Consider the following 25,610-nt stretch of genomic DNA (forward strand, 5'->3'; position numbering starts at 1 on the left):
GCAGACCGGCTTTGGTGTTTGGTTACGGAGCGGGGTTTTCCAATGCTGCCAACGCCGCGCGAAGCTCGGCGGAGCTTACGGGCTTGAGGTACAACAGCGGCGCTACGGCGGCGGCGCCCAGCGTGGTGGTGTGCAGCGCCAAGTGGGTTTGTCCCTGGGCTTGTTTCAGGGCCACTACGGTTACCCGCTCTTGGGCAGGCACTTGGGGAAATACATAACCAGTTGCAGTTGCTTGTCCGGGCAATACTGCTTTGAAGCGGTGAAACACCAAGTACGCTCTTGTATGGTTTCCGGGCTCGGTAGTTACGGCGAAGAGCATCGGTTGCGCGTTGTTTGGGAACAGCCGGTCGCAGTTGATCCAGCCCAAGTTGGCGGCACTAAAAACATAACTTCCCAGCGAGTCTACACCACTGACTGTGGGCTCTTTTCCCAGGGAGGAAAATCCCTCCCTCGCGTACAGCCGGCCGTTGCGAGCAAAACCCACCTCAAGAACTACCCTGCCCTCAACGGGCAGTGCCGGTAGGCGGGTACGGGGCTTAAAGCGCAGCCGGCGCGGAGCCACGTAGGGCGCTGGCTGGCTGCTTCGCCGAACCGGGCCCTGGAGAACCGCCGGCCGGAACGCAGGAAGCTGCATAGCAGCTTGCTCAATTGATTTGGTCAGCTCAGGGTCGTTGGCCCCCTGCATTTGCACCCGTACCCGCTGCACCTTGCCCACAGCATCGATGGCGAGGTAAACCCGAGCGTATTTCAGCAGAGGCCCGCTCATGTTTACTCTGGCGTGGCGCAGGCTGCGCTTATCAGAAAAGGTTTGGTTGTCTTTCAGTCGTTTGCGCGTGGCGCTGGAATACGGAATAGCCCTGCGGAACCGCCGGGTCAGGGCACCGCTCTTCTCAGCAGAATACGGGTCATGCTCAATAAAGTCGGTGCGCTTACGCGCAGGGCGGGGGCGCTGCCAGTCGAGCCCGTGTGCGGTGGTCACGCCGCTGTAAAGCTGCATACCGGGCCTGGGTGCCGCCGCCGGCATCTGAATCAGAATTTCGGTGCCGGAGCGCACGCCGCAGGCGCGTCCGTCGGCTGTTTGGGCCCGCAGGTGCAGCATGCCACCCGTCTCGAGCAAGTTGGGCCCCGAGGTGGTCGTTAAGTTGGCCAGCAGAATATCGGCTATTTGATAGAACTCCTGCACCTGCAGCTCAATGGGGCCGCGCATCGCCGCCGAGTCGAGCGGAACCAAGCTGCCCGCTGGGAGCAGTATCGCCGTGCCCTCGGCGCAGCGCAGCACTGTGTCGCGGCCGGGCTGCACCCAAAAACGCTCGGCCGGCTTTTCGTATTCGGCAAATCGACCGGCCGCAGTGGCGGGGGACTCGGGCAGGGCGTTGGGCAAGGCACCGGCTGGGGTGGGCAAACGCTCTTTTCGTTCAGCCGTTGCCCAGTGCCGGGCCGCCCGTGAGGCATAGCGCTGTTTGGCCCGGGCGGTTTTCGAGACTGGCGGAACTACCGCCGGGGCGGCCTCCGCCGGCTTGGTGGGAGCGGCCGCATACGCCCGCGCTGCCTGGGGCGCCCCCGCCGCGGCGGGTTCGGTGCGGGAGGCGTCGCGGGTGCATCCGACCAGCAGGCCCCAGAGAAAAAAGGCAGCAGCGTAGCGGTAGCGCATAGGAAGAAGATAGCACAGAAGGGCCTGAAGGTAGAAACAAATGCCGGTGCGTCTTCCGGCTCAGCCAGAACGCGTAAACGCTGGCCCGCAGTATTTCCACCTGCTTCCTGCCCGCCAATCGGAGCCTTCTGGCTCCGGGGGCGTCCTACGGCTGAGCGCGACCCCAACCTAACAGCCAGCTGAGGTAGCCGGGCACAGTGCGGGTGGGCTTTTCGGCCACTTGCGTGGGCTGCGTTCGGATCTTTCCGCGGCGGTGCTTGCCGGTAGCAGGTTTAGCCGGTACAGCTTTGGCCTGCGCCAATACGGCCGGCGGCACCGGCACGCGGAACTGCAACGTAGGGCTGCCTTCCAGGGCGTACACCGGTTGCTCGTTGGTATCCGCACTTTGGTTGTACTCGATGATGCGGGCGTAATAGGTTTTGCCGGGCGTGAGCTGCTGAACGTTCACGGTGCTATCGGTTCCGGCAGCAATGGCAAAGGTGCCGTTGGTTAAGGCCGTGCCGTACCCGAACGTGCTACTGGCTGCGTAAGCCACGCCTTCCTGTGGCAGGGCATCCACGGGCTTGCCTTCGCGCAGTAGCACCAAGCGGTGCGTACCGTCGCCGTTTGCCCAGCTAAGGCGGGCTGTGCCAGCGGTGGTAGTGGTGGCGCTAGGCTTGGTAGCTTGTTCGGTGGGCGGCAGTAGGTCGAGGGTGGGCCAGTCGTTGGAACTGTTGATGCAGTCCCAACCCAGATCTTCGAGGTCGTTCCAGAAACGGTTTGGCTCGGGGTGGCCGTTCAACAGAATGGCCCAGGTATAGCCTTCTGAGTTCGTGGCTACGCAAGTGGCGGTGCCATCGAGGGAGCCGGTGTGCCAGCGTACCCGGCCTTTGGTTACCATCCAGCCTTTGGCGTAGCGGCGGTTTTGCTCGGAGGGCTGCAGCATATCGGCCACCGTAGCGGGCATGAGTATATCGGGGCGGGTAGAGGCGCCGTCGACGGCCAACAGCAAGCGAACTAAGTCGCGGGCCGAGAAAACCCAGCCGCCGTGCGCATTCATGGCTTCCAGGTTACGGCCACCGTACGGGTAAGGCACTTTCTGGCCGGTGCCGTAGCACGAAGCCGTTTCCTCGCTGCTGAAGTACTCGGCCTCGTAGGTGAGCTTATCGGCCCGCAGGTTTCTTCCAAGATGTGCTTCGCGCACGCCACTGGGAGCCAGGATGTTTTGCTGAACCCAGGCTTCGTACCGCTGCCCGGTAACGCGTTCCAGCACTTTGCCCAGCACCAGGTAGCCGATGTTAGAATACGCGAAGCGGCTGCCGGGCGTAAAGTCGAGGCCTTTGCCCAGCAGGAAGCGCACCAGCGTGGAGTCGCCCACGGGATTGGGTACGTGCAGGGTTTCGGCTACGTGCAGCGGAAACTCAATGGGGTCGGAGCTGGAGAAGCCGTCGACGCCGGCGTTGCGGTTCCAGCCGCCGGCGTGTTCCAACAGCTGCTGCACGGTTATGTCGTAGATGCGGGCGTCGGTAATTACTTCGGTGTAGTAGGCGTCGGGCAGGTAGCCCGCGGGGCCGAATACTTTGTGGTCGAGGGCCAGGCGGCCTTCTTCGGCCAGCTTCATAATGGCCACGGCCGTTACCGGCTTCGACACGCTGGCTACCCGCATTTGGTGGTGCGGCTGCATGGGCACGGTGCGGGCGAGGTCGGCGTAGCCAAAGCCGCGCGAGTACACCAAGCGGCCGTCTCGGCTAATGGCTACCGTGGCGCCGGGAATCTTCCAGCGCTGCATAAACTTCGTCACCATGGCGTCGCAGCGCTCAAGCTCTGGTACGGAAACACCTGTTTGGGCAAGTGCCGGAACGGCTAGCAGCCCCAGAAACAGGGCCAATATTTTCTTCACGAATCCAACCAGACAAAAGACACGCTAAACCAGCCCTGCGAGGCCGCCACAGTACTTTGACTGCTACTACAAGTTTATTAGATATTTCAGAGAATAGCGTAGGCAAAAACCGGAAAGATATTAGATAAAAAAAAGAAAATAACGGTCCGCAGGTGGCTGGTACAGTTAAGGTTATAGCCTTTCGCCTCAGTATCGTACTCATCTCATTTGCTTGGCTGCACCAGTTGGAAGCGGGGGCCCATTGGGGGGCTTGTTATTCACGCTTGAGGCGCATGATAATATGTTGCTCCGCCATGCCGCTTGCGTGGTAGAAAGCATCGGCGCATACAACTGCCAATTCTAAGGAGTCCGCTTTGCAAGACCAATGCGCAGGACGGCCGATAATGCTGTTCCCCGACCGCGGAACCTCGATTACGCTCCCTCGATTAAACGCAAGGCCGGTCCTAAGCAAACCCGCAGTAGGAGAATGGAGCGTGAATTAGAATTGTGATGCTATCCATTAAAAGTGCAGCTCGGCTCTGTTGATTTGAGGGCTAGCTTGATTTGTGGTTTTTAATACAATTAGGCTTGACTTATAATAGGTTGTCATCGGTGGTGTGGTCAACATTAAATTTTTCAAAGCATTACATAAACTGAATATATTTATATTGACTATGGGTTGGGTTGCTTCTATAATTGGGTCGCTGTAGCAGCCGGCGCGGAAGAATTACTCAACCGGGGGCCGGCGGTAAACCAGCAATACGTGTGCACTCCTCCGGCACAGCCTTCGGGGGTACTTCTTTCCTTTCCCAATCCAATCTATTTACTTGTATGGAAACAACTAACAACACGTCGCGCAAGCGGTACATCGTTACCTATGTCGACCAAAACGCGGATTTCGCCCGTGCCGAGCAGATTTTGCACGTGCAGCCCGGTACTATTAAGGATGGAGTAAGTCTGCTGGAATCAGACAAACCGTTAACGGCAAAAGATGTGCTGCACTTCGACGGGCTGGGCTCCTCGTCGGTGGTGTTATCGGAAACCGAAGCCAAAAACCTCCGCCGCGACGACCAAGTGCTGGCTGTGGAGGAAGACCTGGAAGTACATGCGCTGGGCGTGGAAGACCTGCTAAGCGTACCCTCGGCACCCGCCTCGAACGGAGGCACGCAGTACTACGACCTAAACGACAGCAACGTTTACGACGGCCAGCTGGGCCTAGACGGCCCCACGCCCCAGCCCGTTACCAATGCACCCGATCAGGGTTTTCAGGCCGGTTATCAGCAAGCTTTAACCGATACCTATTCCCGGATGCTGGGCCAGCTGAACGCCATTTTTGGGGTAGCCCCCGCTGCGGCCGGCCCGGTGCCCTCGCCCGTGCCCGTTCGGCCTATCATCCCGGTGCGCCCCATCCTGCCTCCCCTCACCCCGCCTATTTTTCAGCAGCCCATTCCCTGGAACATTGCTATGGTAAAAGCGCCGCAGGCTTGGCCACGCACCCGCGGCCGCGGCATTAAGGTAGCCGTGCTCGATACCGGCATTGCCAGCCACCCCGATCTTATTATTTCGGGCGGGGCATCGTTCGTGCCCGGCGTAACCAGCTACCACGACGGCCACGGCCACGGTACCCACTGCGCGGGCATTATTGGGGCCCGTAATAATTTCCTGGGCGTGGTGGGCGTGGCTCCACAGTGCAACGTGTACGCCGTTAAGGTGCTTAACGACGCGGGCAGCGGCCAGCTCAGCTGGATTTTGGCCGGCATGGCCTGGGCTCGGCAAAACGGCATGCAGGTAGTGTCCATGAGCTTGGGCTCGAACTCGGGTCCGGTGGTGGCCTACACCATTGCGGTGCAGCAACTGCTGGCCATGGGCTGCGTGGTGGTAGCTGCCGCCGGCAACAACGGGCCGGCGGGCACGGTAGGCGCGCCAGCCAACAGTCCCGGCGTAATTGCGGTGGGCGCCGTCGATCAGCACCGGGTAATTGCGCCGTTCTCCTCCCGCGGGGGAACCGGCAACCAAGTCACCATTTCGGCGCCGGGGGTATCGGTGAATTCCACCCACCTCAGCAACGGCTACCGCAGCATGTCGGGCACCAGCATGGCGTGCCCGCACGTAGCCGGTGCCGCGGCGCTGGTGCGTATGCGCTACCCCACCTGGACGCCCGCCCAAATTACCCGGCGCCTGGTAACCACCGCCTCCGACCTGGGTTTCCCTGGTAACGACACCACCTACGGAGCCGGTCTGTTAAACTGCGACGCTGCCACCATGTAAGGCCACGGCCGCGTTTATTTATACCTCACCAAAAACCGGCAGTTGGGAGCCGCCTCCCAACTGCCTGCTTGGTTTTTTACCCTCGTTCCCAACTAAAATGGCTGTAATAAGCGAAGAGGTGAAGCGCCAATGCGCCGCCAACCCCACCCAGCCGGTGCCCGTGGTGGTAACCACTGCCCATCCGCTGCAGGATGCGGCCCTAACCAACCTGCTGCAACCCATTCAAGGGTTAGATGGCATTTACAAGGGCCTGCTTACCCGGCAGCAGCTACAATCCCTGGAAAATAACCCGGCCGTGGCCAGCATTGAAGCCGACCTGGAAGTAAAGGCGCTTGACGGTTAATAATGACTTTTCGAGGCCACGTTAATTCGCAGGCCCTTTTTCGCGGTGCTGGAATAGCTGCGGGAAAGGGCCTGCTGCGTGTAGCAGCAGGGCCGAAAAAAACCAAAATTCCATTAAGGCACTATTTATGCTATCAGACTGTTTGCCGCCGGTTTCGTACACACCGTTGGCGCAACGCCACCGTGGTGGTTACGCGTTACTGGCCAGGTCATTCCCTGCTATTCACTAACCTTTTCTGCTCATGCCCAAACTACTCCTCTTGCTGCTGTTAGCAGCGCTGGCGTTCCTGGACCCCGCAGCGGCACTGGCTGCTCCGGCCAGCAGCGCGGCCACCAGCACCGAACTCGCCCTCGAAAGCACTGTCGGTATACCGCGGCCGCGCTACAAAAAATACCGCGGCAACAGCCGCCGCAAGTACCGCCGCAACATATTCCGGAGGGCAGCGGCCAAGCGCCAAGCCAAGCAGAAAACCCAAGCCGCGCCGCGCCGCCGAGGAGTAATTACGGTAGAGCCGCCCGTGCGCAACTAATAAGTTTCACGCAGGTTTTGCCCAACGCCACACGGCCGCCCGTTTCAGCTGAAACGGGCGGCCGTGTGGCGTTGGGCTTGTGGGTACGGTCAGGCTTAGCTGAACCGGGTGCTGCTGCCGGGTTGTTTCCACTTCCCGTAACCGCCGCCCGTACCCTGAACCATGGAAACGGAGCTGGAGCAAAAGCTGCCCAGCAGGTTGCTGTGGCGGTCGAAGAAATTAACGGTTGCGTACGAAGAGGCAACGTGAAACTGCATGCCGGCGGTATGGCGGTAGAGTAGCTCTAGGTCGTTGGTGAAAATTTCTCCGTACAAGGCGCTGGCACCGGGCGGAGATATGCCGCCGCCTTTGCCTTCGAAGGTCTGCCCAGCCAATACACTCACCTGAAACTGCAGATAAAAGGCCATGCTCACCACATTGCCTTTGGCCGGGTAGGTGGTAGTAGTAGTAAGCATAGTATGCACGGCGGCATCTATCTGCTCGTCGGATAAAACCCCGCGCATTGCCGCGCGGAAATCTTCTGCCATGTGGTAACGCTTGGCTGAAAGACCACTGGCAATATAGGGGTTGGTACTCATGAGGGTAAAAGGTACACTTGTATGGGTGCTCAAACTTCGGCATTCCCTGAAAACGATGCCAGGAAGTGCGTCTTGCAAGTGTGACTTAAATAATTATGATTAAAATATGTACTATTCCTTTTTATTCGGTTTAAAGCATAGCTGGTGAGAGCAGTAAGGCTGGTGAAAGGCTCGACATGGGGCGGAGTTGTGACATTGGAACGCCTATTTATTTTAGGCCACTATACCTGTTATTCGTGGTGCCGGGATATCAGTTGTTCTCCTTCCAGGCAGTAGCGTACAATCGCCTTTCTGCCTGGCCCAATCAGCTTCTCGCCCCCACCCGCTACTTTGCGTAGAAAGAGCACAACCTCCACCGCAACCCTATGCAATCGACCCGGCTTGAGCATGACTTTCTTGGTGAACGCGCCATCCCCGATGATGTTTACTACGGTATTCAGACCCTGCGGGCCCTGGAAAATTTCAACATCACCGGAATTCCGCTGCACGCCGAGCCGCTGTTTGTAGAGGCCCTGGCCCACGTGAAAAAAGCCGCGGCGCTGGCCAACCGAGACCTGGGCGTACTCGACCCCGCATTAGCCGATTACATTGCGCGAGCTTGCGACCGGGTAGCGGCGGGTACGCTGAACACGCACTTTCCCACCGACATGATTCAGGGCGGGGCCGGCACCTCGGTGAACATGAACGCCAACGAGGTTATTGCCAACGTGGCCCTGGAGCTCATGGGCAAGCGTAAAGGCGACTACGATTTCTGCCACCCCAACAACCACGTCAACTGCTCGCAGTCGACCAACGATGCCTACCCCACGGCGTTCCGCATTGCGCTCAACAAAAAGCTGGTGGGGTACCGCAAAGCCTTGGAACTGCTGGCCGATGCTTTTGCCCAGAAAGGCGAAGAGTTTCGGAACGTGCTGAAAATGGGCCGTACCCAGCTCCAGGACGCCGTGCCCATGAGCATGGGCGACGAGTTTCACGCCTTTGCCACCAACCTGCGCGAGGAGCTGCTGCGCATCGACGACAGCCGCACCCTCATTCGGGAAATTAACATGGGCGCCACCGCCATTGGCACCCGCGTAAACGCGCCCACGGGCTATGCGGAGTTAGTAACCGAACACCTGCGCACCATTACCGGCCTGGACCTGGTGCTGGCCGGCGACTTGATTGAGGCCACTTACGACACCGGCGCCTACGTGCAACTCTCGGGGGTGCTGAAGCGCACGGCCGTGAAGCTTTCCAAAATCTGTAACGACCTGCGCCTGCTCTCGTCGGGGCCGCGGGCGGGCTTCTTCGAGATAAACCTGCCGCCGCTGCAGCCCGGGTCCAGCATCATGCCGGGCAAAGTAAATCCCGTAGTGCCGGAAGTAGTCAACCAAACGGCCTTCTACGTCATCGGTGCCGACCTCACCGTGACCATGGCCGCCGAGGCCGGGCAATTGCAGCTGAACGTGATGGAGCCGGTTATTTCCTTCGCCCTCTTTACCTCCATTTCCTACCTCACGCGCGCCTGCCACACCCTTTGCGACAAGTGCGTGGTGGGCATTACCGCCAACGCCGAGCGTGCCGAGCAGCTGGTGCGCAACAGCGTGGGCATCGTAACCCAGCTGAACCCCATTCTGGGCTATGAAGCCACCGCCGAAATTGCCAAAGAAGCCCTGCGAACCGGCAAATCGGTTTATGACATAGCGGTGGTAGAGCGTCGCTTGCTTACGCAGGCCAAATGGGAAGAAGTTTTCACGTTTGAAAACCTGATTCGGCCGCACTTCATTCAGTAAGGGCTTTACGAGCCAACCGCAGCAGGCCGGCAACCGCACTTATTCCAGTGCGGTTGCCGGCCTGCTGCGGTTGGGGCATTGGGGCAAAAGCGGAACGGCACAGGCCCTGCAATGTATTGAATAGCCTAAATGGCATATTTGGCTGTGCTTGCAATATTATATTTTTAAAAAATTTAGATTTTCAGACATTTCTCAGATAAACCGCCTATATTTCATCAGAAGCAAGGGTAGTCGTTGTACTATACACAGGTGCTTCTGGCGTTGATTTGATTCGAACCCTTTTTATTTCACATTCACATGGCAAAATTTCTACTCTTGCTGCTTTGCGCTTTGCTGGTGCTGGTAGACCCTGAAATGATTATGGCTGCTCCCTCGGTGGCGGCCGGACCTGCTTCCACCGAAGCAGCCGTTGGCATGCCCGAGCCGCGCCCGCGCTACAAGCGTTACCGCGGAAACAGCCGCCGCAAGCGCGGACCTATCGCATCCATCAAGCGCTGGGGAGCCCGCCGCAAAACTCGCCGTCACATCAAAGCCTTGCACCGCTCTACACCGCGTAAAGGGGTAATCAAAGTAGACCGCCCCATCCGCAACAAGTAAGTCAAGCGTGGCTCCGGCCACCTGGTAAACGCAATTCGGGCGCGCATTCCAACGTGAATGCGCGCCCGATTTGCGTTTAAACCACAGTGCTAGAGCAGCAAGATTGGCAGAGGAAAAGCATTCTGCATGCTGCACCCTGTGCCGAGCAAGCAAACATTACTATTTCGGCTCCAGCAAGTCCCACAAATTGCCGTAAAGGTCGGAGAACACAGCCACGGTGCCATATGCTTCTTCCCGTGGCTTTTCCTTGAATTCTACGTGCCGAGCCAGCATCCGCTGGTAGTCGCGCCAGAAGTCGTTGGTATACAGAAACAGCAGCACCCGGCCGCCGGCCTGGTTACCGATGCAACGGTGCTGGGCGTCGTTGTCGGCCAGGGCCAGCAGCAGTGCACTACCGGTACCGCCCGACGGAGCCACCAGTACCCAGCGTTTGGTAGGGCTTAGCGGAGTATCCTCGAGCAGGGTGAAGCCCAGCTTGTGGGTATAAAAGGCAATGGCCGCGTCGTAGTCGGCAACCAACAGGGTAAACTGAGCAATGCGCTGACTCATGTGGTAGCGGGTTGCGAAGCAGCGGGCGAAGCGGGCAGGAGCGCATCGGCCATGACTTTCAGGTCGAGGTCGGCTACAAATCCGTCGGAGAGGGTGAGAATGGAGAACAGGTAGCGCCGGAGCTCATCGGAGTCGGGTTGGGGCTGGCGCAAGGCGGCTTGCACCAGGTGCAGCGACAAATCGGCGAGGATGAACTGCTTGCGTTGTACGGCATCGGGAGCCGACAGCGCGGCTGCTTCGGTAAGGGCGTGAGCCTGGCGGGCGAGTTGAAGAACGGCGTCGTGCATGCGGGCTACTGAAAGAAAAGCAGAAAGAAGGAGCGCCGACGATTCTAGGAGCCCGACGACGCGTGGCAAGTGTACACCGCAGTATCGAGAAACCGGTCCTGAAACCGGTAATCTTCCCGGAAGTATCCTTCGCGCACAAAACCGTGGCGCTCCAGCAGCTTAATCGAAGCCGTGTTGGCGGGGTCGAGCTTGGCCTCGATGGTGTGCAGCTGTAAGTCCTCGAAACCGAAGCGCAGCACCGCCGCTACGGCCTCGCTCATCAGGCCCTGGCCCCAGTGGTCGGGATGCAAACCATACCCGATTTCGGCCCGGTGGTGAGCGGGCTGCAGGTTCCAGAGGCAAATGGTGCCCAGCAACTCCACCGAAGGCGGTTGGCTCAGGCCCCAAGTAATGCCTTCGTTCCGGGCCTGCAAGTCGCTGAGTAAGGCCAAGTGCCGATGTGCCTGGTCCAGGCTGTGGTCCTTTTCCCGGGGAATGTAGCGCATCATGTCTTCGTTAGAGCGCGAAAACAGGATGGCCTCCGCATCGGAAGGTTGGAGCTGGCGCAACGTAAGACGCGGCGTGTGCAACGAAGGGAAAGGGGTGAGTTGAATGTGAAGCATGGCGGAAGAAGAGGCAAGGCAGCAAACTGAACCCGCGTTATTCGTAGAGGTCCTGGGGGTTGGCAGCGGCTAGCTCCGCCAGGAATTGCCCAATGGCAGCGGTGGCAGCGGCCAGCAGGGCGGCGCCTTTTTCGGCGGTGGCTTCGGCTGGGTCGCCCACGCCGGTGTCGGCAGTTACCTGGCTCCACTCGCGCTGCGCCCAGGCCCAGCCCTGCCGCAGGGCCTGAATGCGAAACTGCTTGGCGTGGCCGGGCCCGGCTTCCGACAAGGGGCGCACCAGAGCAGGCGCAATGTGCAGCATGGCGCTGGTTTCGAGGGCGTCGGCGTGGTCGCCGGGGGCTGTAAAAAACTGGTTGCGGTCGAGGGCCTTAAACCAGTTCAGCGTACTTAGGAACACCTGTGGAAACTCGGCTTGCAGCTCGCGCAGGTGCTGGCGAAAATCGTTGCCGCCGTGCCCGTTCAGCACCACCAGTTTGGGAATGCCTTGGCGGGCCAGCACCTGCACCACGTCGCGCAAAATTGCCAGCTGAGTACTCGGATTCAGGTTGACATCGAGGGTAATATCGAGCTGGCCGGTGTTTACGCCGAAGGGAATGGTGGGCAGCACAACCACTTTGGCGCCGGCTTCCCAGGCTTGGCGGGCGGCCTCAGCGGCCACGTAGTCGCACTGGTAGTTGTCGGTGGCGTAAGGCAGGTGGTAGTTGTGGGCTTCGGTAGCGCCCCAAGGCAGTATTACTACCTCGTAGGCGGCATCTTTCACGTGCTGCCAGGTAGTTTCGGCTAGTATGTACGGGCGGGCTTGCATGGGGCGGAGTTAAGGGTGGGAGCGAAGGTAAACGGCCGGATGCCGGGCAGCAGCTTGAGGCGGGCCCACACGAGCGTGTTTACGCCGGGCGGTTTTTGTGGTGCGCTGCCAAGTAAGGATACGCGCCGCAACCCCGTCAGAAAAGTAGTAAAGCGTCAAGCATAATTATTTTAATAAAGAACAGGAGTACAACGAATTTTATATATAATTTCGAGGCGGTATAAACCCCCTTTTTGAAAAAATGAGAAAAATTTACCTTTCCACTCTGCTTGCCCTTAGCATCAGCCTCGCTCACGCCCAAGGTTTCGAAAGCGCCAAGCAGATTTTCGAAAGCCCGAAGCTGAAGACGGAAATTGTGAAGCACAAAACCGTTGCTATTCTGCCCTTCGAAACGAAGATCAGCTATAAGAAGCAGCCGAAAAACTTCAGCGCCGAAGCCAACCGCGACCAGGAAAAGGCCATGTCGAAGTCCATTCAGGCCAGCATGTACACTTACCTGCTGCGCAAGGCCAACGACTACACCGTGACGTTCCAGGACGTAGACCGCACCAACGTGCTGCTGAAGAAGGCTGGCGTGTACGACAAGCTGGACGAAATGACCCGCGACGAGCTGGCTAAGATTCTGGGCGTGGATGCCGTTATCGGCGGCCGTTTCGAAACCGAGCAAACCAAGTCCGAAGGCGCGGCCATTGCTTCGGCCGTAATGTTCGGCGGTTTGGGCGGCAAAACCGGTACCGGCAGCCTGTTCATGACCATTAACCAGGGTTCTGACGGCGAACTGCTGTGGCGCTTCACCAAAACCATGGACGAAGGCATTACCTCTTCCACCGACGACCTGGTGGAGCGGATGATGCGCAAGGTGTCGCGCAACTTCCCGTACACCAAATCCTAAGCGCTGCGGGCGGCCAACCCGCCCCAGGTGCAAAAACCAAGCGGGCGGCCTACACGGGCCGCCCGCTTGGTTTTTGCAGAGCAGGCTACGTGCCCGCGGTGCGCTCCAGCATAACGGTGGGCTGGCCTTTGTACGAGGTGCGGTGGTATTCCCGGTAGCCAAACTTCTCGGCCACCCGGCGCGAAGCCCGGTTATCGGGATGCATGATGCACACCGTGCGCACGGGCCCGAAATGCGTGTCGGCCCAAGCCAGGGCGGCCGTTACGGCCTCGGTGGCGAAGCCGCGGCCGTGGGTGTGGGCAGCCAGCACCCAGCCTATTTCCGGCACGCCCTTAATGGAGGGCTCGATCAGCCGCTTGCCGTCGGCGAAACCCACGGCCCCGATGAACTCGCCGGTGGCTTTTTCTTCGATGGCCCAAAACCCAAAACCCTGCAACGCCCAATGCCCGGTGCTGCGCAGCAGAATCGTCCACACGTCTTCTTCGGAGGGCGGCCCCGGCGTTAGAAACCGGTAAAACGGCTGCTCCTGCCACATGGCCAGGTAGGGCACAAAATCGGTGGGGCGGTAGCCGCGCAGCCGCAACCGGGGCGTTTCCAGCACGGGTATGGCGAGGGGCAAAGGAGCAAGTTGGTTCATAGCACAGGTGGAAGGGCGAGAGGCGCAAGGTAGAAGCCAGCCGCTAAAACCACCTCCGAAGCAAAGCTTGCCGGCTGGTTTGCACGGGAGCCTGACGCACACAAAAGCGCCCCCACCAACGGGCAGGGGCGCCGAACAGAAAAATCAGTTGGGAGGAGCCGTTAGAGGCTGCTATTCGGCGGCCATGGCCGTGAGCGAAACCGAGCCGAGACGAGCCGAACGCTGCATTTGGGTGTGAATATCCAGCGTGTAGCGGTGGGTTTGCTTGCCCACCTTCACTTCGAAAGCGTACTCCCCGTCGGGCAGCTGCTCTACATTCAGCTTGTGACCGAACGCGGGGCCGTTGTGCGACTTGCGGAACAGCACGGTGTTGTTGCTCAGGCGCACCAGCTGCACCTGGCTGCGTTCCAGCGTAGGGTTGCTTACGCGCACCACGTATGTGTAATCGGCTACTTGCTGCACGCTAATGGGTTGGGGGCGGGGCTGGTCGGGCGTGGTGGCCTGGGCAGCCGGAGCCAAGCCAAGCGCGGCAAAGGCGGCCAGAAACAGGAAGCGGGAAGCTTGTTGGGCGAGCGTTTTCATAGCGGTACAGAAAAAGAGGTTGGAAAGTGAAAGTGTCCGAAGGAAAGCCGGTATGCGGGGTGCAAGCGGTTAGCCTATAGGTGCTTTCGAGGGGCTGGGCGTTGCTTTGATATACTCACATAATCATGTGGTTACGAGTGCGAAGGCTCAATTTTCTGATGTTTAATTGCCCATTAGGCAACCCGCGCTTTTAAGCATGAGCACCCGGCACCCGGCACCCAACGCAGTGGTGGTGCGCCCACATCGGTAGCCGCAGCTGATGCCCTGCGCACAAAAAAGCGCCCCCGCCAGTGGCAGGGGCGCCCAAATACCGGCCAGGCAGGGCCGCCACGCATTTTGCTACCGAACAGCCATGGAGGGCATGGAAACCGAGCCAAGGCGGGCCGAGCGCTGCATCTGGGTGTGAATATCGAGGGTGTAGCGGTGGGTTTTCTTGCCCACTTTCACCACAAAGGCATACTCACCATCGGGCAGCTCCCGCACGTTAAGCTTATGGCCCAGGGTGTGGGCGTAGCTAGCGTTGTGGAAGAGTACGGCGTTGTTGCTCAGGCGTACCACTTTAACCTCGCTGCGCTCCAGTGCGGGGTTGCTCACGCGCAGCAGGTAGGTAAAATCGGATACCTGATCGACGTTAACCGGCTGCGGCCGACCAGCCGATTGGGCCAGGGCCGGAGTGGTAAAGCCCAGGCCAAGACAGGTGGCCAGGAGCAGGAGGCTGGGGGCGGGTTTGATAAGCGTTTTCATTGCGTAGTAGGTAAACGGGTTGGGGTTGAAAATCTGCCAGCTTTGCGGCGGGGCAGGTACTGAAAAATGTATGTATAGGTAGCCTTTTTTTGCGAAAAGTTGCATGCGTTTTAGTAGTTAATTTCCTGATTGTTAGAAAGTTTAATAAATATTAGTAATATGATATAGATAGTTGAATCGGGTCTGTAAGCAAAGCGCCACAACACGGCCGTGGCGCCTCAAAAGGCACCCATGGATTTCTTCCATTCGGTGAAAAAACCGTTCTGCGTAGCGTGCTATTAAGTCGCTCCGATGCAGTGGTTAAGGCCCTTGTTCTTGCCACCGGCCAAACCTCGTCTGGGACCGAACCACGCGTCCACGAATACTGATTGCCAACTGTCCGGCTTGCCGCACGCGAGGCGAAGGGCTGGCCGGGAGTAACCACGCATGCCGGCTACGCTATATTGACTTTTGCCGACGTCCAACGTCTGGTGCAATAACCGCCGAGCCCAGGTTGTAGTGGTCCGTATCCACCTATTGCGTTACCGCTTTATGGCACGTTCGGTAAGCCGCTTGGCTCGACGAGCTGACCAGTCGTTAATACTGTTGTCAGCTTTCTTCCCTATACTCCATAGCCCGGGAGTGTGCCCGTGAATAGTGGCGTGCTCTTGCACAGTAACTGGCTAGGGGCGCAAAGGAGGTAGGCGCTGCCGAAGCTCGGCGGACGTTAGGTTTTCCAGCGTGAGCAGCGCCGCGTATGGGTCGCCGGGAAGCTGCAGCAGCTGGGCAAAGGCGGGTTCCGTTTTCAGGCCCTGCCGTTTTAAGGTTAGCACTGCCTGGCGCCAGGCTTCGCCGCCGGCCTCCAGCACGGCGTACTCCACCAGCAGGTGGCGCACGGCATGTTGCGCCCGCGTGGGTTGCGGCTGACCAAACACCTCCCAGGCGAAGCCTTCGGCCTCAAAACCGCCCACCACGCTGGGGCAGCCGCGCACCATGGTTTCCTGCAACGAAAAACGGGGCAAGTGCCCGTAGTGCTGGCGCAGTAGCAATTGGAAATCAGCCAAAGCTAGTTGCGGCACTTCGCAAATCAGGTCCAGGTCGCTGCTGGGCAGGTCAATGTTCAGCGGGATGGTACCGGCCAGCACGGGTCCGAAAGCATTCAGGGTGGCCAGGATGCCCAGGCGTTCGAAAGCGGCATGCGCCTGCCGCTGGCGCGACGTGCCGATTTGCAAGTAGCCGATGTCTTCCCAATTGCGCATAGAAAACCGAGGCGGGGTTCGTAGGCCAAAGAAAGCACCTTCCGCCTTCGCGGGCGGCGAGAAAAACAACGAATACAAGGGCTACCTCGGAAAGCCCGAAGCGCTGGGCGCCGGTATGCATCGTGCCTACAGGCATTGCCCGCTCCCGGCCCGGCCACCACGGCCCCTTACACAAACGCCTCCCGACTGGGAGGCGCTGCCGGCAGACGCAGAGCCGGCTGAGGGAATCAGAGCAAAACTGCTTTACCGCTGAGCCGTAGCCAGGCTAAGCAGGCTGGCGCTACGCGTTTGAGTGGTTTGCAAATCCAGGCCGAAGCGGTGGGTGTCGGTGCCCAGCTTCACCACCAGGGCGTAGCGGCCGTCGGCGAGGTTGCGCACGTTGAGCTTCTCCCCGAACGACCCATCGGAACTGCTTTTTTGGTAGAGCACGGCGCCGTCGGTGGTGCGCACGAGCTGCAGGCGGCCCAGCTGCCGGGCGGGGTTGCTCACGCGCACGGTGTACACGAAGTCGGCGGTTTGGGCCACCGTTACCGGCTGGGCGGGTGCTTGCTGCGCCGTGGCCAGCTGGCCCTTGCCCAAAACCAACAGGCCCATCAGCAGGCCAAACCGAGCGGATTCTTGCCAGAATGTTGTCATAGTAGGGTGGGGGTTAGGATGTGGAAACGAGCCCATTGGCCCGTCGAACATTTACCGGGGCAAAGGTCGGCCCCCACTGTGTAGCCTACTTGAACCCACCATTACCATTCCGTAAACAAGCCCCGGCGGTGCACCTAGCACAGCAACCCAGCAACAGCTCTGCGTAGCCTGGGGCCACGAGCTGCCGCCCACGCCACTACAGAGGCCCGAGCCGCGTAGCTCGGGGCAAAAACCTACGTCCCGCGCTTTACGTGCCGGCGAAGATTGCGCTGTACCCACCGGGGGAGTTTACGGGTGCGTTCGTAGCGCAGCATCACTTCCTGCTCACCCCGCCTGGAGTACCGCATGAGGCGACTAATGGACGCGGTGGTGCCCACCAACCCCGCCACGATGCCCGTAACCGGCAGCGTGGTGTTGGGGGTGCTGCCCGACAAGCCTTCGAGCGCCGCCACCGCCGAAAAAGTCATGGTCGCGGCCAGGCCAACGGGTAAGCCCACCAAGGCAATGGCGGCGCGGCTGCGCTTTTCGTCGAACAGCTCGCGCAGGGCCCGCACCGTATCGACGGAGGTAGGCAGGGGCTGGAAACCGGAGGCCGCGGGGAGCGGCGCCTGGGCCCAGGCCGGCAAGAGGCTTCCCAGGCACACCAGGATCAATAGCAATAACGCGGCTTTTATGCTTCGCATACACCTATAAAAGAGCACTGCAATACCGTATCAGGCATGTTGGCCTGAGGTCCTGCTGCGTTCAGACGAAGCAGTAGAGAGGCTTCGTCTGAACGCAGCAGAATGTTCTAAGGAGGGTTTCAGCGAAATCCACACAGGGGCTGGCTTTACCCGCAGCCGGGCTGTGGGGCCCGGCTGCCGGCCTACTCCTTGTACACAATCAGAATGCGGGCCGGCCGGCCGTAAATAGTGCTGGAATTGCTGGTGTTGCCGGTTTGCAGCACCACGTTGCCGTTAAAGATGTACACGCCGTAGAGTACGCCCGCGTTCAGAGTGAAGCCGGGCGGCACCTGGTCGTTGTTCACGGGCACCAGGGCCGTTACGCTTAGGATTTTGGCATCGGTGAGGCCGTGGGCTACAAAGGCCTGGCCCTGGTTGGCGGGCAGCGTGCCGCTCAGCTCCAGGGTTCTAATGGCCGGCGCGTTGCTGCCCAGCCTGGTAAAACCGCCCACCGTTACGGTGCCGGTACTGCCAATGGCCAGGCCGGTGCTGCCCCCGTTGCCCACCAGCAGCTTGTCGGTCAGGTTCAGGTTTCGGGTGGCGGTGTGGTTGCCCAGGTTGTCGCCGGGCACGTTCACAAAGTTCGAGCCGTCGAGAACAGGCGCGGGCGGGGGCGGGGTAATGGTGACGTAGCCGTTGCTGGCCTGGTAGCCCTGGGTATGCACCACGTTGGTGGCGCCGGGGTCGGCGTACGACGAGCCGCCGCCGCCGCCCGAGCCGCCGCCGCCCCCGCCGCCGCCGTAGTAGCCGCCGCCGCCCCCGCCGCCGCCGGTGTTGCCGTCGCCGCCCTGGCCGAGGCTGCCGGTGCCCCCCGCCGGGCCGCCGCGCGAGCCGCCCACGCCACCGGCCGTCTGGCTGCCGCCCTGGCCGCCCCCGTCTACTCCGCAGGCCACCAGACCGCCGCCGCAGGCGCCGCTCAGGTTAAAGCCGCCGCCGCCCCCGCCGCCGGCCACCAGTACCCGGTTGGCAAGGGCGGTGCCGCCGCGCCGGATATCGGTAGCGCCGCCGCCCACGCCCACGAACGAGCCCGTGCCGCCGCCGTTGTAGCGGTTGCGGCCGCCCACGTACAGGTGCAGGGTTTCGCCGGGCGTTACGCCAATGGTGGCCTGCACCCGGCCACCGCGCCCGCCTATGGTGCGCGATGCGTAGTCGGTGCCGGCCGCGCCGGCCATGTCAATCTGCAGCGAGGTGACGCCGGCGGGCACCACGTAGGTTTGCACGCTGCCGGTGAAGCCAAACGTAATGCCCGCCGCCCCCGACGCCGCCACGTCGGGCAGGTACACCACCCAGCTGGTGCCGTTCCACACGTTAAGGGTGGTGGTGGTGCTGTTGAAAATGGTAAGGCCCGGCGCCGGGCTCGGAATGGCGTCGCGCTGGGCCGTGGTCAGGCGCGGAGGAAGCAGGCCCTTGTTGGTGGCCTGCACGTCGAGGGCGGCCGAGGGGTTGGGCGACGTGGTGCCGATGCCCACGCTGCCGCCCGTTTGGGCGTACAGGGCCAGCGGCGTTAGCAACCACAGGGTTAGCAGGGTAAAGAGTTGCTTCATAGAAAGAAGGTTAGGGTGCTTTAGGAACGGGCAGGGCAGGAAGAAGGGGCGTAGGCAGCGGGCCAACATCAATGGGAAGCCGGGCTGGCCGGCACGCAGGCCGTCATCGGGCCAAATATAATTGGTGTGCCTTTTCAGCAAACACACCCGCGCCGGGCCGGTGTGCGCTGGGGTGCTGCGCCAAACACAAAACGGCCCGGCTGCCGCTGGGGCAACCGGGCCGGAGCTGTAAACGGAAGCCTCCGCCACCCATCAGCCGCCAAACGACTCCTTCTGGAAGCCGAAGCCGCGCAGCTCGGCCTCCCAGGCATCGGGGTAGTTGGCCTTTACGTGGTGAATAAGGGCCCGCAGCGCCTTGCGCACCTGCGCCTCGCCCCGGTCCTTGGTGTTTACTTTCTGGCTCCGCTCGCCGCTGGCCTCCAGGGTGTCCTGCACCAGCGCGGTGTACTCGGTGGCCAGCGGCGCCCAGTGGGCCGTGCCGTACTTCTTCTTGTCGAATTTGTGCTTCAGCAAGGCCGCCTGCAGCTTTTCGAGGGCCTTCACCCGCTCGGGACGAGCCTTGGGCAGCAGGTAAGTGCCGTTGCGCTTCTCAATGCCGAACTCGCCGTAGTAGGCCTCGTCGTCGTCATAGGCTTCGTGCAGGTAGCCTTTTACAAACGACAAGCCCTTGTCGAGCAGCTGGTCGAGGGCTTTGAGGCGCTTGACCTGCGGGCTGCGCTGGTCGCCGGCATCGTCGGCGGCGGCGTGGCTGGCCACAAAATCGGCGACTTGCTGGGCAAAGTCGGCTTTGCTGAGCCAGAGCAGCGCGGGCAGGGCCGAGGTCTGCCATTTGGTGGCTACCGTGGTGGCCAGCGTGCCCAGGGCCACGGCTTTGTTCGGAAGCTGAGCGGCGCGCTGCACCGCTTTGGGGGAGGCCGGCGCCGCTGCGGCGGCCGTGCCGGTAATAGAAGTTGACATGAATAAGATAGTAAGAGGTTGTACTGTTGCTGGAATATAGGAATACCGCTAGGCAATACAACCTCACCCGGCCTTCCCCCGATGGTTTTCGAGCCGGGAAGAATCTTCCGAGGGCAGAAACCATCGCACGAAGGCCGGGTCAACGTTCACCCTGGGCAAAAACAATCGGGGGAAGGCCCGGAAGAATCTACCGGGCCCAGCAACCATCGTGGGAGGGCCCGGTAGATATCGACCCAGCACCCAAACGATGGTTTGCGGGCCGGGTCGATGTCTACCGGGCCGTGGCGCGGATGCGCCGGGGCGGTGGGGCAGCGGCTTACTTGCGGCGTTTGTACAGCCGCGCCACGTAGCCCTCTTGGTTCACATACACCAGGCTGTCCTTGGTGAGCTTCAGGAGCCGGTGGGCCCGTGGCAGGCCCTCGTCGTACATCGTGAAGGTGGTAGGCGTAAGGGTGTAGCGCACCGGCGTTTCCAAAAAGTCGGTGTAGTAGAGCTTGGTGCCCCACACCCAATACGCGGCGTTTTCCGCTTCGCTGGCGGCCCATATGCCCTGAATCAGCTGCTGCGGCGTGGGCGGCGCCTGCTTCGCCGATTTCTTGGCTTGGCCGAAGGTGCTGATGCTCAGGAGCAGGAGAAGTGTGAGGTATTGGGAAAGGGTATGAAGGCAAAGTGTAGATATAACTACCGCTCAAGCGGGTTACGAATTTTAGCTCGCATCCCGCTTGAGCGGTAGTTAACCCAAATTACAGTAGCGTAATAGCTTCATCTTCAATGTCTAGTAAACGCTTGGTTTCTTTGACCTCTGCTTCTGCTCGGTTTAATAGTTTTTCCAATGCGCTTACTCTGTTTTCGTCAAACCGATATAGAAAATATAATTTTTTTCTTCTGCGTTCTGTAATATATTCATGTAGAGCATTGTAAGAAAAGTCCTTGTTTTTGATTGCAAATATTAAATAAGAAATCGGAATCAAAACCAAGCCGAATATATACGTGATTGGCTCCATAATATCCCAGCCAAATTTGTATATAAGCCCAATGAATATTAAAGGCAATAATATTGTTGTGGCTCCAACTATTTTTGTGGCAAATTCGTGGCTTTCTTTTTCGTACCTGTCTCTAAAAGTAATAAGTAGCTGTTTCTCTCTGTTCAAGTCCTTGATTCTCTCTTGATCCGTTGACAGCTTTTGGTTAAGCAGTTCTCGTGTATGTTCGGAAGTGAGGCGAGTTGTAGCTTCTTCTAGGTCGTTTTGATTGCGTTGGAACAAATCACTCTTGATTTGTTCAATTCTTTTCTCTGCCTCGTGACTTTTATCGGATATCAAAGCTTGAGTTAGCTCATCCCTTCTTCTCTGCTTGGCTTCTTCTCGTCTAGCTTCAAGTTGAATTTCTGTTATGAAGTCGTCTCCTGTAGCTTTTTCTAACAAGTCAAGATTTTTAACTGTTTGATCAGCAACAGAATTTGCCAGGAGTACAATGTCCCTAGGGTCAACTTTGCCCTTGGCGTAACGGCTTATTTTTTCGTCTAGATGTCTTAGAAGTCTATTGCTAGGAAGATTGTTGCTATAAGCAGAAGAAATCAATCGTGTTAATCCCACTTCTAACATTTCCGTATTAGAAACATTAGGACTGGTCAACCAGAGAATATTGATTAGGTCCTCGGCTTTAATAATTTCGGGTACGTTGCCCTTATGACTTGTATACTCAAGAGACCTTTGTGTATGAGTTACAAACCAGCATTTCGCCTCATAGAAATCAGTTACGAATCTTTCGCGTTTTTTTCTTACATATGTTACTGCCGTAGCATCGTGGAGCGCTGCTTGCGGATTATTGCGAATTTTTTTGAATGTTTCATATATAGGCGAAAACTTCGCCTCATTTCTATACGGTTTGGTATGTGCAATAATTATTATTCCAAGGTCCGATATTTCTTGTATTAAATTTGCGGCAAATCTTTGTAAATCTGTTTTCGTAAGTTTTCTTCTGTCGCACGCTGACTCAATAGTTTCTTTGTCAATTTTTCTTACAAGAATAGCGTCCTCGATTTTACTTGCTACTATTTTCAATAAATTTGTAGTTTCATTTATTGTGTCATCTAATACTGTAATTCTGTAACCCAGTCTTTTGCATATCTGTATTATTTTGTGGCATGTATGATGCGACTCGGGTGATGTAAGATCAAGAAGGCTAATGATAAAATTTGTGTCTAATACAAATTCTACATCTGATTTTATTTTTCCAACACTTATTTCCAAATATCCTGAAATAATAGATCCAAGGTAGATTTTTTTTAGAGTGCTGAATAAAGCATGTTCATTTTTAATGCTTTCAATAAAATCAGCATGTACAGAACTTGTTATTTCAGGATTTTTCTCGCCATTGTATGCAAAATAGCAAGAAAGTGAGGCTCTGTTGGAATCTAAAAAATCAAAGATTGAAATGCATTTGTCGGATTCCTCACCTCTGACTAGCAAAAAATTAGAAAAAGCTTGGTTTAATACTTCTACTTCTGTCTCTTGTCTAGAAACAGTTTCTTCTATATCTGAAAACACAAAGTTTTTTATAACGAATGCGCCATCATTATATATTTTAATATGCTCTTTCCCATCTGAATTAATTTCATCAGATACCTTTTTTAATAGTTTATTTAAAAATGGTATAGGTATATCTAGTCTATATTCCTTGTCGACAAAATCTTTTATTTCAACCAAAGACTCGCCTTTGGTGACAAAGTCTTTGTTCATCTTAGCTAAGGCGCTTTTAACCAGAGGAATGAAAATGTCACTTAGGTCCTGGATTCCAGAACCTGAATTTTCATTTATATGAGCTAAGAGGCTGTATGTTGTAACCCTTGTTGCGTCCACGTGAGTGTCTATTTCGCTAGTTACTGCTTCTGCTTGAACAACAGGTTTCATTCCGTTCGCTGAAAAAATAGTAATTAATTCATATAGAAAGGGCTAGCCAGTATAGAAATACTAGCTAGCCCTTTCTGAAATGTTCTGATACTTACGAGCCGCAAGCCTCGCAGGCGTCCGGATTATCCAGCGAGCAAGCCATGTCGGCGGCGTTCTGGGCCGATACGTTGAGCGGCTCCAGCGTCTCGGCGGCTTGCTTCTGCACCGTGAACTTGATGGCGTCGACGGCGGCTTTGGTGCGCAGGTAGTACATGCCGGTTTTCAGGCCGCTCTTCCAGCTGTGGAAGTGCATGCTGGTGAGCTTGCCGAAGTTCACGTTCAGCACGTGCAGGTTCAGGCTCTGGCTCTGGCAGATGTACGCGCCGCGGTCGGCCGACATGTCAATGATGCGGCGTTGGGAAATTTCCCACACCGTTTTGTAGAGGTCCTTAATGTGCTGCGGAATGCTCGGAATGTTCTGCACCGACCCGTTCTGGGCAATGATGTCGTTCTTCATCTGCTCGTTCCACAGGCCCAGCTTCACCAGGTCCTTCAGCAGGTGCTTGTTCACCACCATAAACTCGCCGCTCAGCACGCGGCGCACGTAGATGTTGGAGGTGTAAGGCTCAAACGACTCGTTGTTGCCCAGAATCTGGGCGGTGCTGGCGGTAGGCATGGGCGCTACCAGCAGCGAGTTGCGCACGCCGTGCTCCATTACCTCGGCACGCAGCGCATCCCAATCCCAGCGGCCCGAGTTGGGCGTTACGCCCCACAAATCGAATTGGAACTTGCCCTGGCTGATGGGTGAGCCGGCGTACGTTTCGTACGGGCCGTGCTTCTTGGCCAGGTCCTTGGAGGCCGTTACGGCCGCGAAGTAAATGGTCTCGAAGATGTCTTTGTTCAGGCCCGCTGCCTCGTCGCTCTCGAAGGGCATGCGCAGCGCAATAAAGGTATCGGCCAGGCCCTGTACCCCCAGGCCAATGGGGCGGTGACGCAGGTTGCTGCGCTCCGCTTCCACCACGGGGTAGTAGTTGATGTCGATAACCTTGTTCAGGTTCTTGGTGGCGTGGTAGGTTACCTCGTACAGCTTCTGGTGGTCGAAGAACACCTTGCCGTTTTCCTCGCGGATGTAGCGCGGCAGGGCCAGCGAAGCCAGGTTGCACACCGCTACCTCGTTGGCGTCGGTGTACTCAATGATTTCGGTGCAGAGGTTGGAGCTCTTGATGGTGCCCAGGTTCTGCTGGTTGCTCTTGCGGTTGGCGGCGTCCTTGAACAGCATGTAGGGCGTGCCGGTCTCGGTCTGGCTTTCCAGAATGGCAAACCACAGCTCTTGGGCTTTAATGGTTTTGCGGCCGCGGCCTTCCCGCTCGTACTTCTGGTAGAGCTTCTCGAACTCCTCGCCCCAGCACTCGTCCAGGCCCGGGCACTCGTTGGGGCACATCAGCGTCCAGTCGCCGTTGGCCTCCACGCGCTTCATGAACAGGTCGTTCACCCACAGGGCGTAGAACAGGTCGCGGGCGCGCATCTCCTCCTTGCCGTGGTTTTTCTTCAGCTCCAGCCACTCAAACATGTCGGCATGCCAGGGCTCGATGTAGATGGCGAAGGCGCCTTTGCGCTTGCCGCCGCCCTGGTCCACGTAGCGGGCCGTGTCGTTGAACACCTTCAGCATGGGCACGAGGCCGTTCGAGGTGCCGTTGGTGCCCTTGATGTAGCTACCGGTGGCGCGCACGTTGTGCACGGCCAACCCAATACCGCCGGCGCTCTGCGAGATGAGCGCGCAGTTCTTGAGCGTGTCGTAAATGCCCTCGATGGAGTCGTCCTTCATCGTCAGCAGGAAGCACGAGCTCAGCTGGGGCTTGGGCGTTCCGGCGTTGAAGAGGGTAGGTGTGGCGTGGGTAAACCAACGCTCCGACATCAGGTTGTAGGTCTCGATGGCCTGCTCGATGTCGTCCTTGTGAATGCCCACGGCCACGCGCATCAGCATGTGCTGGGGGCGTTCCACCACCTTGCCGTCGAGGCGCAGCAGGTAAGAGCGCTCCAGCGTCTTGAAGCCGAAGTAGTCGTAGTTGTAGTCGCGGTCGTAAATGATGGCCGAGTCGAGTTGGGCGGCGTGCTTGTGCACAATTTCCCACACGTCGCGGGCAATCAGCGAAGCATTTTCGCCGGTCTTGGGGTCCTCGTAGGTGTACAGCCGCTTCACCGTGCTGCTGAACGACTTGGAGGTAACCTTGTGCAGGTTGCTCACCGCAATGCGAGCGGCCAGAATGGCGTAGTCGGGGTGCTTGGTGGTGAGCGAGGCGGCGGTTTCGGCCGCCAGGTTGTCCAGCTCCACCGTCGTCACGCCGTCGTAAATGCCGTCGATGACCTTCTTGGCCACCTCAATAGGCGAGACGAACAACGTGTTCAGGCCGTAGCACAGCTTCTCGATACGGGCCGTGACCTTGTCGAATTTCACGGACTCGCGCCGACCATCGCGTTTAATTACCAGCATGGGCGTGTAGTGGTGTGTTAGTGTATGGGTACACCCGCTCCGGGCAAGGAGGCAGGTAAGCATTCAGAATTGGGTAAGCCAGACGCCAGCACCGAGCCTTCACGCGTCCATTGATTCCGGAAGATATTTGGATCCGATGTGTGGGACAAACCTTCTGTCTAGAAGTTTTCCACATATGCTTAAAGCAGTGCAATTCAGCCGCTTTTTCGCAATCTGGGACCCGCTATATAGTTCGGCAAGCCGCGCGTTTTTTAGGTTGGCAGAGTGGGCAGGATTTGGTAAGCTGCATCATCTGAGCAAGAGCTAAACTCGCCATACCTACCCGTCATCCTTCGGCTGCGCCTCAGGATGACGGACGATTGTAACGCAAAAAAGCCCGCAGCCGGAGCCGCGGGCTTTTCCCAATGTAGTTGAACGCACCCCTCTCTACGGGAGAG

At 58.2% G+C, this 25,610-nt stretch carries 24 protein-coding genes; 6 read left to right on the forward strand and 18 right to left on the reverse strand.

All coding sequences use genetic code 11. From position 1 onward, the window contains the following. Positions 1–22: 22 nt before the first annotated feature. A complete protein-coding gene (locus ABD903_RS19525; protein ID WP_345226990.1) occupies positions 23–1,651 on the reverse strand; it encodes a hypothetical protein in 1,629 nt (542 codons plus the stop codon). Between the two features lie 145 nt (positions 1,652–1,796). After that, positions 1,797–3,530, reverse strand: a complete 1,734-nt coding sequence (locus ABD903_RS19530) for a serine hydrolase domain-containing protein (protein WP_345226991.1) — start codon at positions 3,528–3,530, stop codon at positions 1,797–1,799. An 810-nt stretch (positions 3,531–4,340) separates the two neighbouring features. Here ABD903_RS19530 and ABD903_RS19535 point away from each other — a divergent pair. From ABD903_RS19535 to ABD903_RS19545, 3 genes are all read left to right on the forward strand, one after another. Next, positions 4,341–5,777 carry a S8 family peptidase gene (locus tag ABD903_RS19535; RefSeq protein WP_345226992.1) on the forward strand — a complete coding sequence of 479 codons (1,437 nt, stop codon included), beginning with the start codon at positions 4,341–4,343 and terminating at the stop codon, positions 5,775–5,777. A gap of 97 nt (positions 5,778–5,874) precedes the next feature. Next, positions 5,875–6,120, forward strand: a complete 246-nt coding sequence (locus tag ABD903_RS19540; protein WP_345226993.1) for a hypothetical protein — start codon at positions 5,875–5,877, stop codon at positions 6,118–6,120. A 241-nt stretch (positions 6,121–6,361) separates the two neighbouring features. Then, a complete protein-coding gene (locus ABD903_RS19545; protein ID WP_345226994.1) occupies positions 6,362–6,649 on the forward strand; it encodes a hypothetical protein in 288 nt (95 codons plus the stop codon). 95 nt (positions 6,650–6,744) lie between these two features. Here ABD903_RS19545 and ABD903_RS19550 read toward each other — a convergent pair whose 3' ends face one another. Next, positions 6,745–7,227 carry a VapA/VapB family virulence-associated protein gene (locus ABD903_RS19550; protein WP_345226995.1) on the reverse strand — a complete coding sequence of 161 codons (483 nt, stop codon included), beginning with the start codon at positions 7,225–7,227 and terminating at the stop codon, positions 6,745–6,747. 365 nt (positions 7,228–7,592) lie between these two features. On the opposite strand from ABD903_RS19550, the gene aspA reads away from it, so the two are divergent. Continuing rightward, positions 7,593–8,999: an aspartate ammonia-lyase gene (gene aspA, locus ABD903_RS19555; RefSeq protein WP_345226996.1), complete on the forward strand. Its 1,407-nt coding sequence runs from the start codon at positions 7,593–7,595 to the stop codon at positions 8,997–8,999. A gap of 297 nt (positions 9,000–9,296) precedes the next feature. Beyond that, positions 9,297–9,596 (forward strand): hypothetical protein, encoded by a 300-nt coding sequence (locus tag ABD903_RS19560; RefSeq protein WP_345226997.1) that lies wholly within the window; start codon positions 9,297–9,299, stop codon positions 9,594–9,596. Positions 9,597–9,755: 159 nt separating this feature from the next. Here ABD903_RS19560 and ABD903_RS19565 read toward each other — a convergent pair whose 3' ends face one another. The 4 genes from ABD903_RS19565 to ABD903_RS19580 are packed head-to-tail and all read right to left on the reverse strand — an operon-like array spanning position 9,756 to position 11,839. After that, positions 9,756–10,145, reverse strand: coding sequence for a VOC family protein (locus ABD903_RS19565; protein ID WP_345226998.1), 390 nt, complete (start codon positions 10,143–10,145; stop codon positions 9,756–9,758). Further along, the gene (locus ABD903_RS19570; RefSeq protein WP_345226999.1) at positions 10,142–10,432 is read right to left on the reverse strand and encodes a hypothetical protein; all 291 of its coding nucleotides are present in this window, start codon (positions 10,430–10,432) and stop codon (positions 10,142–10,144) included. Before ABD903_RS19570 ends, ABD903_RS19565 begins: the two co-directional genes overlap by 4 nt. A gap of 44 nt (positions 10,433–10,476) precedes the next feature. After that, positions 10,477–11,034 carry a GNAT family N-acetyltransferase gene (locus ABD903_RS19575; protein WP_345227000.1) on the reverse strand — a complete coding sequence of 186 codons (558 nt, stop codon included), beginning with the start codon at positions 11,032–11,034 and terminating at the stop codon, positions 10,477–10,479. Positions 11,035–11,071: 37 nt separating this feature from the next. Beyond that, positions 11,072–11,839 (reverse strand): creatininase family protein, encoded by a 768-nt coding sequence (locus tag ABD903_RS19580; protein WP_345227001.1) that lies wholly within the window; start codon positions 11,837–11,839, stop codon positions 11,072–11,074. A gap of 241 nt (positions 11,840–12,080) precedes the next feature. Here ABD903_RS19580 and ABD903_RS19585 point away from each other — a divergent pair, with 241 nt between their 5' ends. Beyond that, complete coding sequence (locus ABD903_RS19585; protein WP_345227002.1) at positions 12,081–12,731, forward strand: hypothetical protein; 651 nt, start codon at positions 12,081–12,083, stop codon at positions 12,729–12,731. Between the two features lie 85 nt (positions 12,732–12,816). On the opposite strand, the gene ABD903_RS19590 is transcribed toward ABD903_RS19585, so the two are convergent. The 11 genes from ABD903_RS19590 to ABD903_RS19640 all read right to left on the reverse strand — a co-directional run bounded on the left by ABD903_RS19590 (position 12,817) and on the right by ABD903_RS19640 (position 25,173). Then, a complete protein-coding gene (locus tag ABD903_RS19590; protein WP_345227003.1) occupies positions 12,817–13,368 on the reverse strand; it encodes a GNAT family N-acetyltransferase in 552 nt (183 codons plus the stop codon). 171 nt (positions 13,369–13,539) lie between these two features. Then, complete coding sequence (locus tag ABD903_RS19595) at positions 13,540–13,950, reverse strand: hypothetical protein (RefSeq protein ID WP_345227004.1); 411 nt, start codon at positions 13,948–13,950, stop codon at positions 13,540–13,542. A 339-nt stretch (positions 13,951–14,289) separates the two neighbouring features. Next, the gene (locus tag ABD903_RS19600) at positions 14,290–14,694 is read right to left on the reverse strand and encodes a hypothetical protein (protein WP_345227005.1); all 405 of its coding nucleotides are present in this window, start codon (positions 14,692–14,694) and stop codon (positions 14,290–14,292) included. A gap of 662 nt (positions 14,695–15,356) precedes the next feature. Continuing rightward, positions 15,357–15,932 carry a DUF4269 domain-containing protein gene (locus ABD903_RS19605; protein ID WP_345227006.1) on the reverse strand — a complete coding sequence of 192 codons (576 nt, stop codon included), beginning with the start codon at positions 15,930–15,932 and terminating at the stop codon, positions 15,357–15,359. 243 nt (positions 15,933–16,175) lie between these two features. Continuing rightward, the gene (locus ABD903_RS19610) at positions 16,176–16,568 is read right to left on the reverse strand and encodes a hypothetical protein (RefSeq protein WP_345227007.1); all 393 of its coding nucleotides are present in this window, start codon (positions 16,566–16,568) and stop codon (positions 16,176–16,178) included. Positions 16,569–16,801: 233 nt separating this feature from the next. Further along, positions 16,802–17,251, reverse strand: a complete 450-nt coding sequence (locus ABD903_RS19615) for a hypothetical protein (protein WP_345227008.1) — start codon at positions 17,249–17,251, stop codon at positions 16,802–16,804. A gap of 182 nt (positions 17,252–17,433) precedes the next feature. After that, complete coding sequence (locus ABD903_RS19620) at positions 17,434–18,834, reverse strand: glycine-rich protein (RefSeq protein ID WP_345227009.1); 1,401 nt, start codon at positions 18,832–18,834, stop codon at positions 17,434–17,436. A 252-nt stretch (positions 18,835–19,086) separates the two neighbouring features. Next, positions 19,087–19,791: a hypothetical protein gene (locus tag ABD903_RS19625; RefSeq protein ID WP_345227010.1), complete on the reverse strand. Its 705-nt coding sequence runs from the start codon at positions 19,789–19,791 to the stop codon at positions 19,087–19,089. A 316-nt stretch (positions 19,792–20,107) separates the two neighbouring features. Beyond that, entirely contained in the window at positions 20,108–20,299 is a 192-nt protein-coding gene (locus ABD903_RS19630; RefSeq protein ID WP_345227011.1) for a hypothetical protein, read from the reverse strand. A 235-nt stretch (positions 20,300–20,534) separates the two neighbouring features. After that, the gene (locus tag ABD903_RS19635) at positions 20,535–22,703 is read right to left on the reverse strand and encodes a hypothetical protein (RefSeq protein ID WP_345227012.1); all 2,169 of its coding nucleotides are present in this window, start codon (positions 22,701–22,703) and stop codon (positions 20,535–20,537) included. A 91-nt stretch (positions 22,704–22,794) separates the two neighbouring features. After that, entirely contained in the window at positions 22,795–25,173 is a 2,379-nt protein-coding gene (locus tag ABD903_RS19640; RefSeq protein ID WP_345227013.1) for a ribonucleoside-diphosphate reductase subunit alpha, read from the reverse strand. Between the last annotated feature and the right edge of the window lie 437 nt (positions 25,174–25,610).

Origin of the sequence: Hymenobacter koreensis (assembly GCF_039541855.1) — a bacterium.
GTDB classification, from domain to species: Bacteria; Bacteroidota; Bacteroidia; order Cytophagales; family Hymenobacteraceae; genus Solirubrum; species Solirubrum koreensis.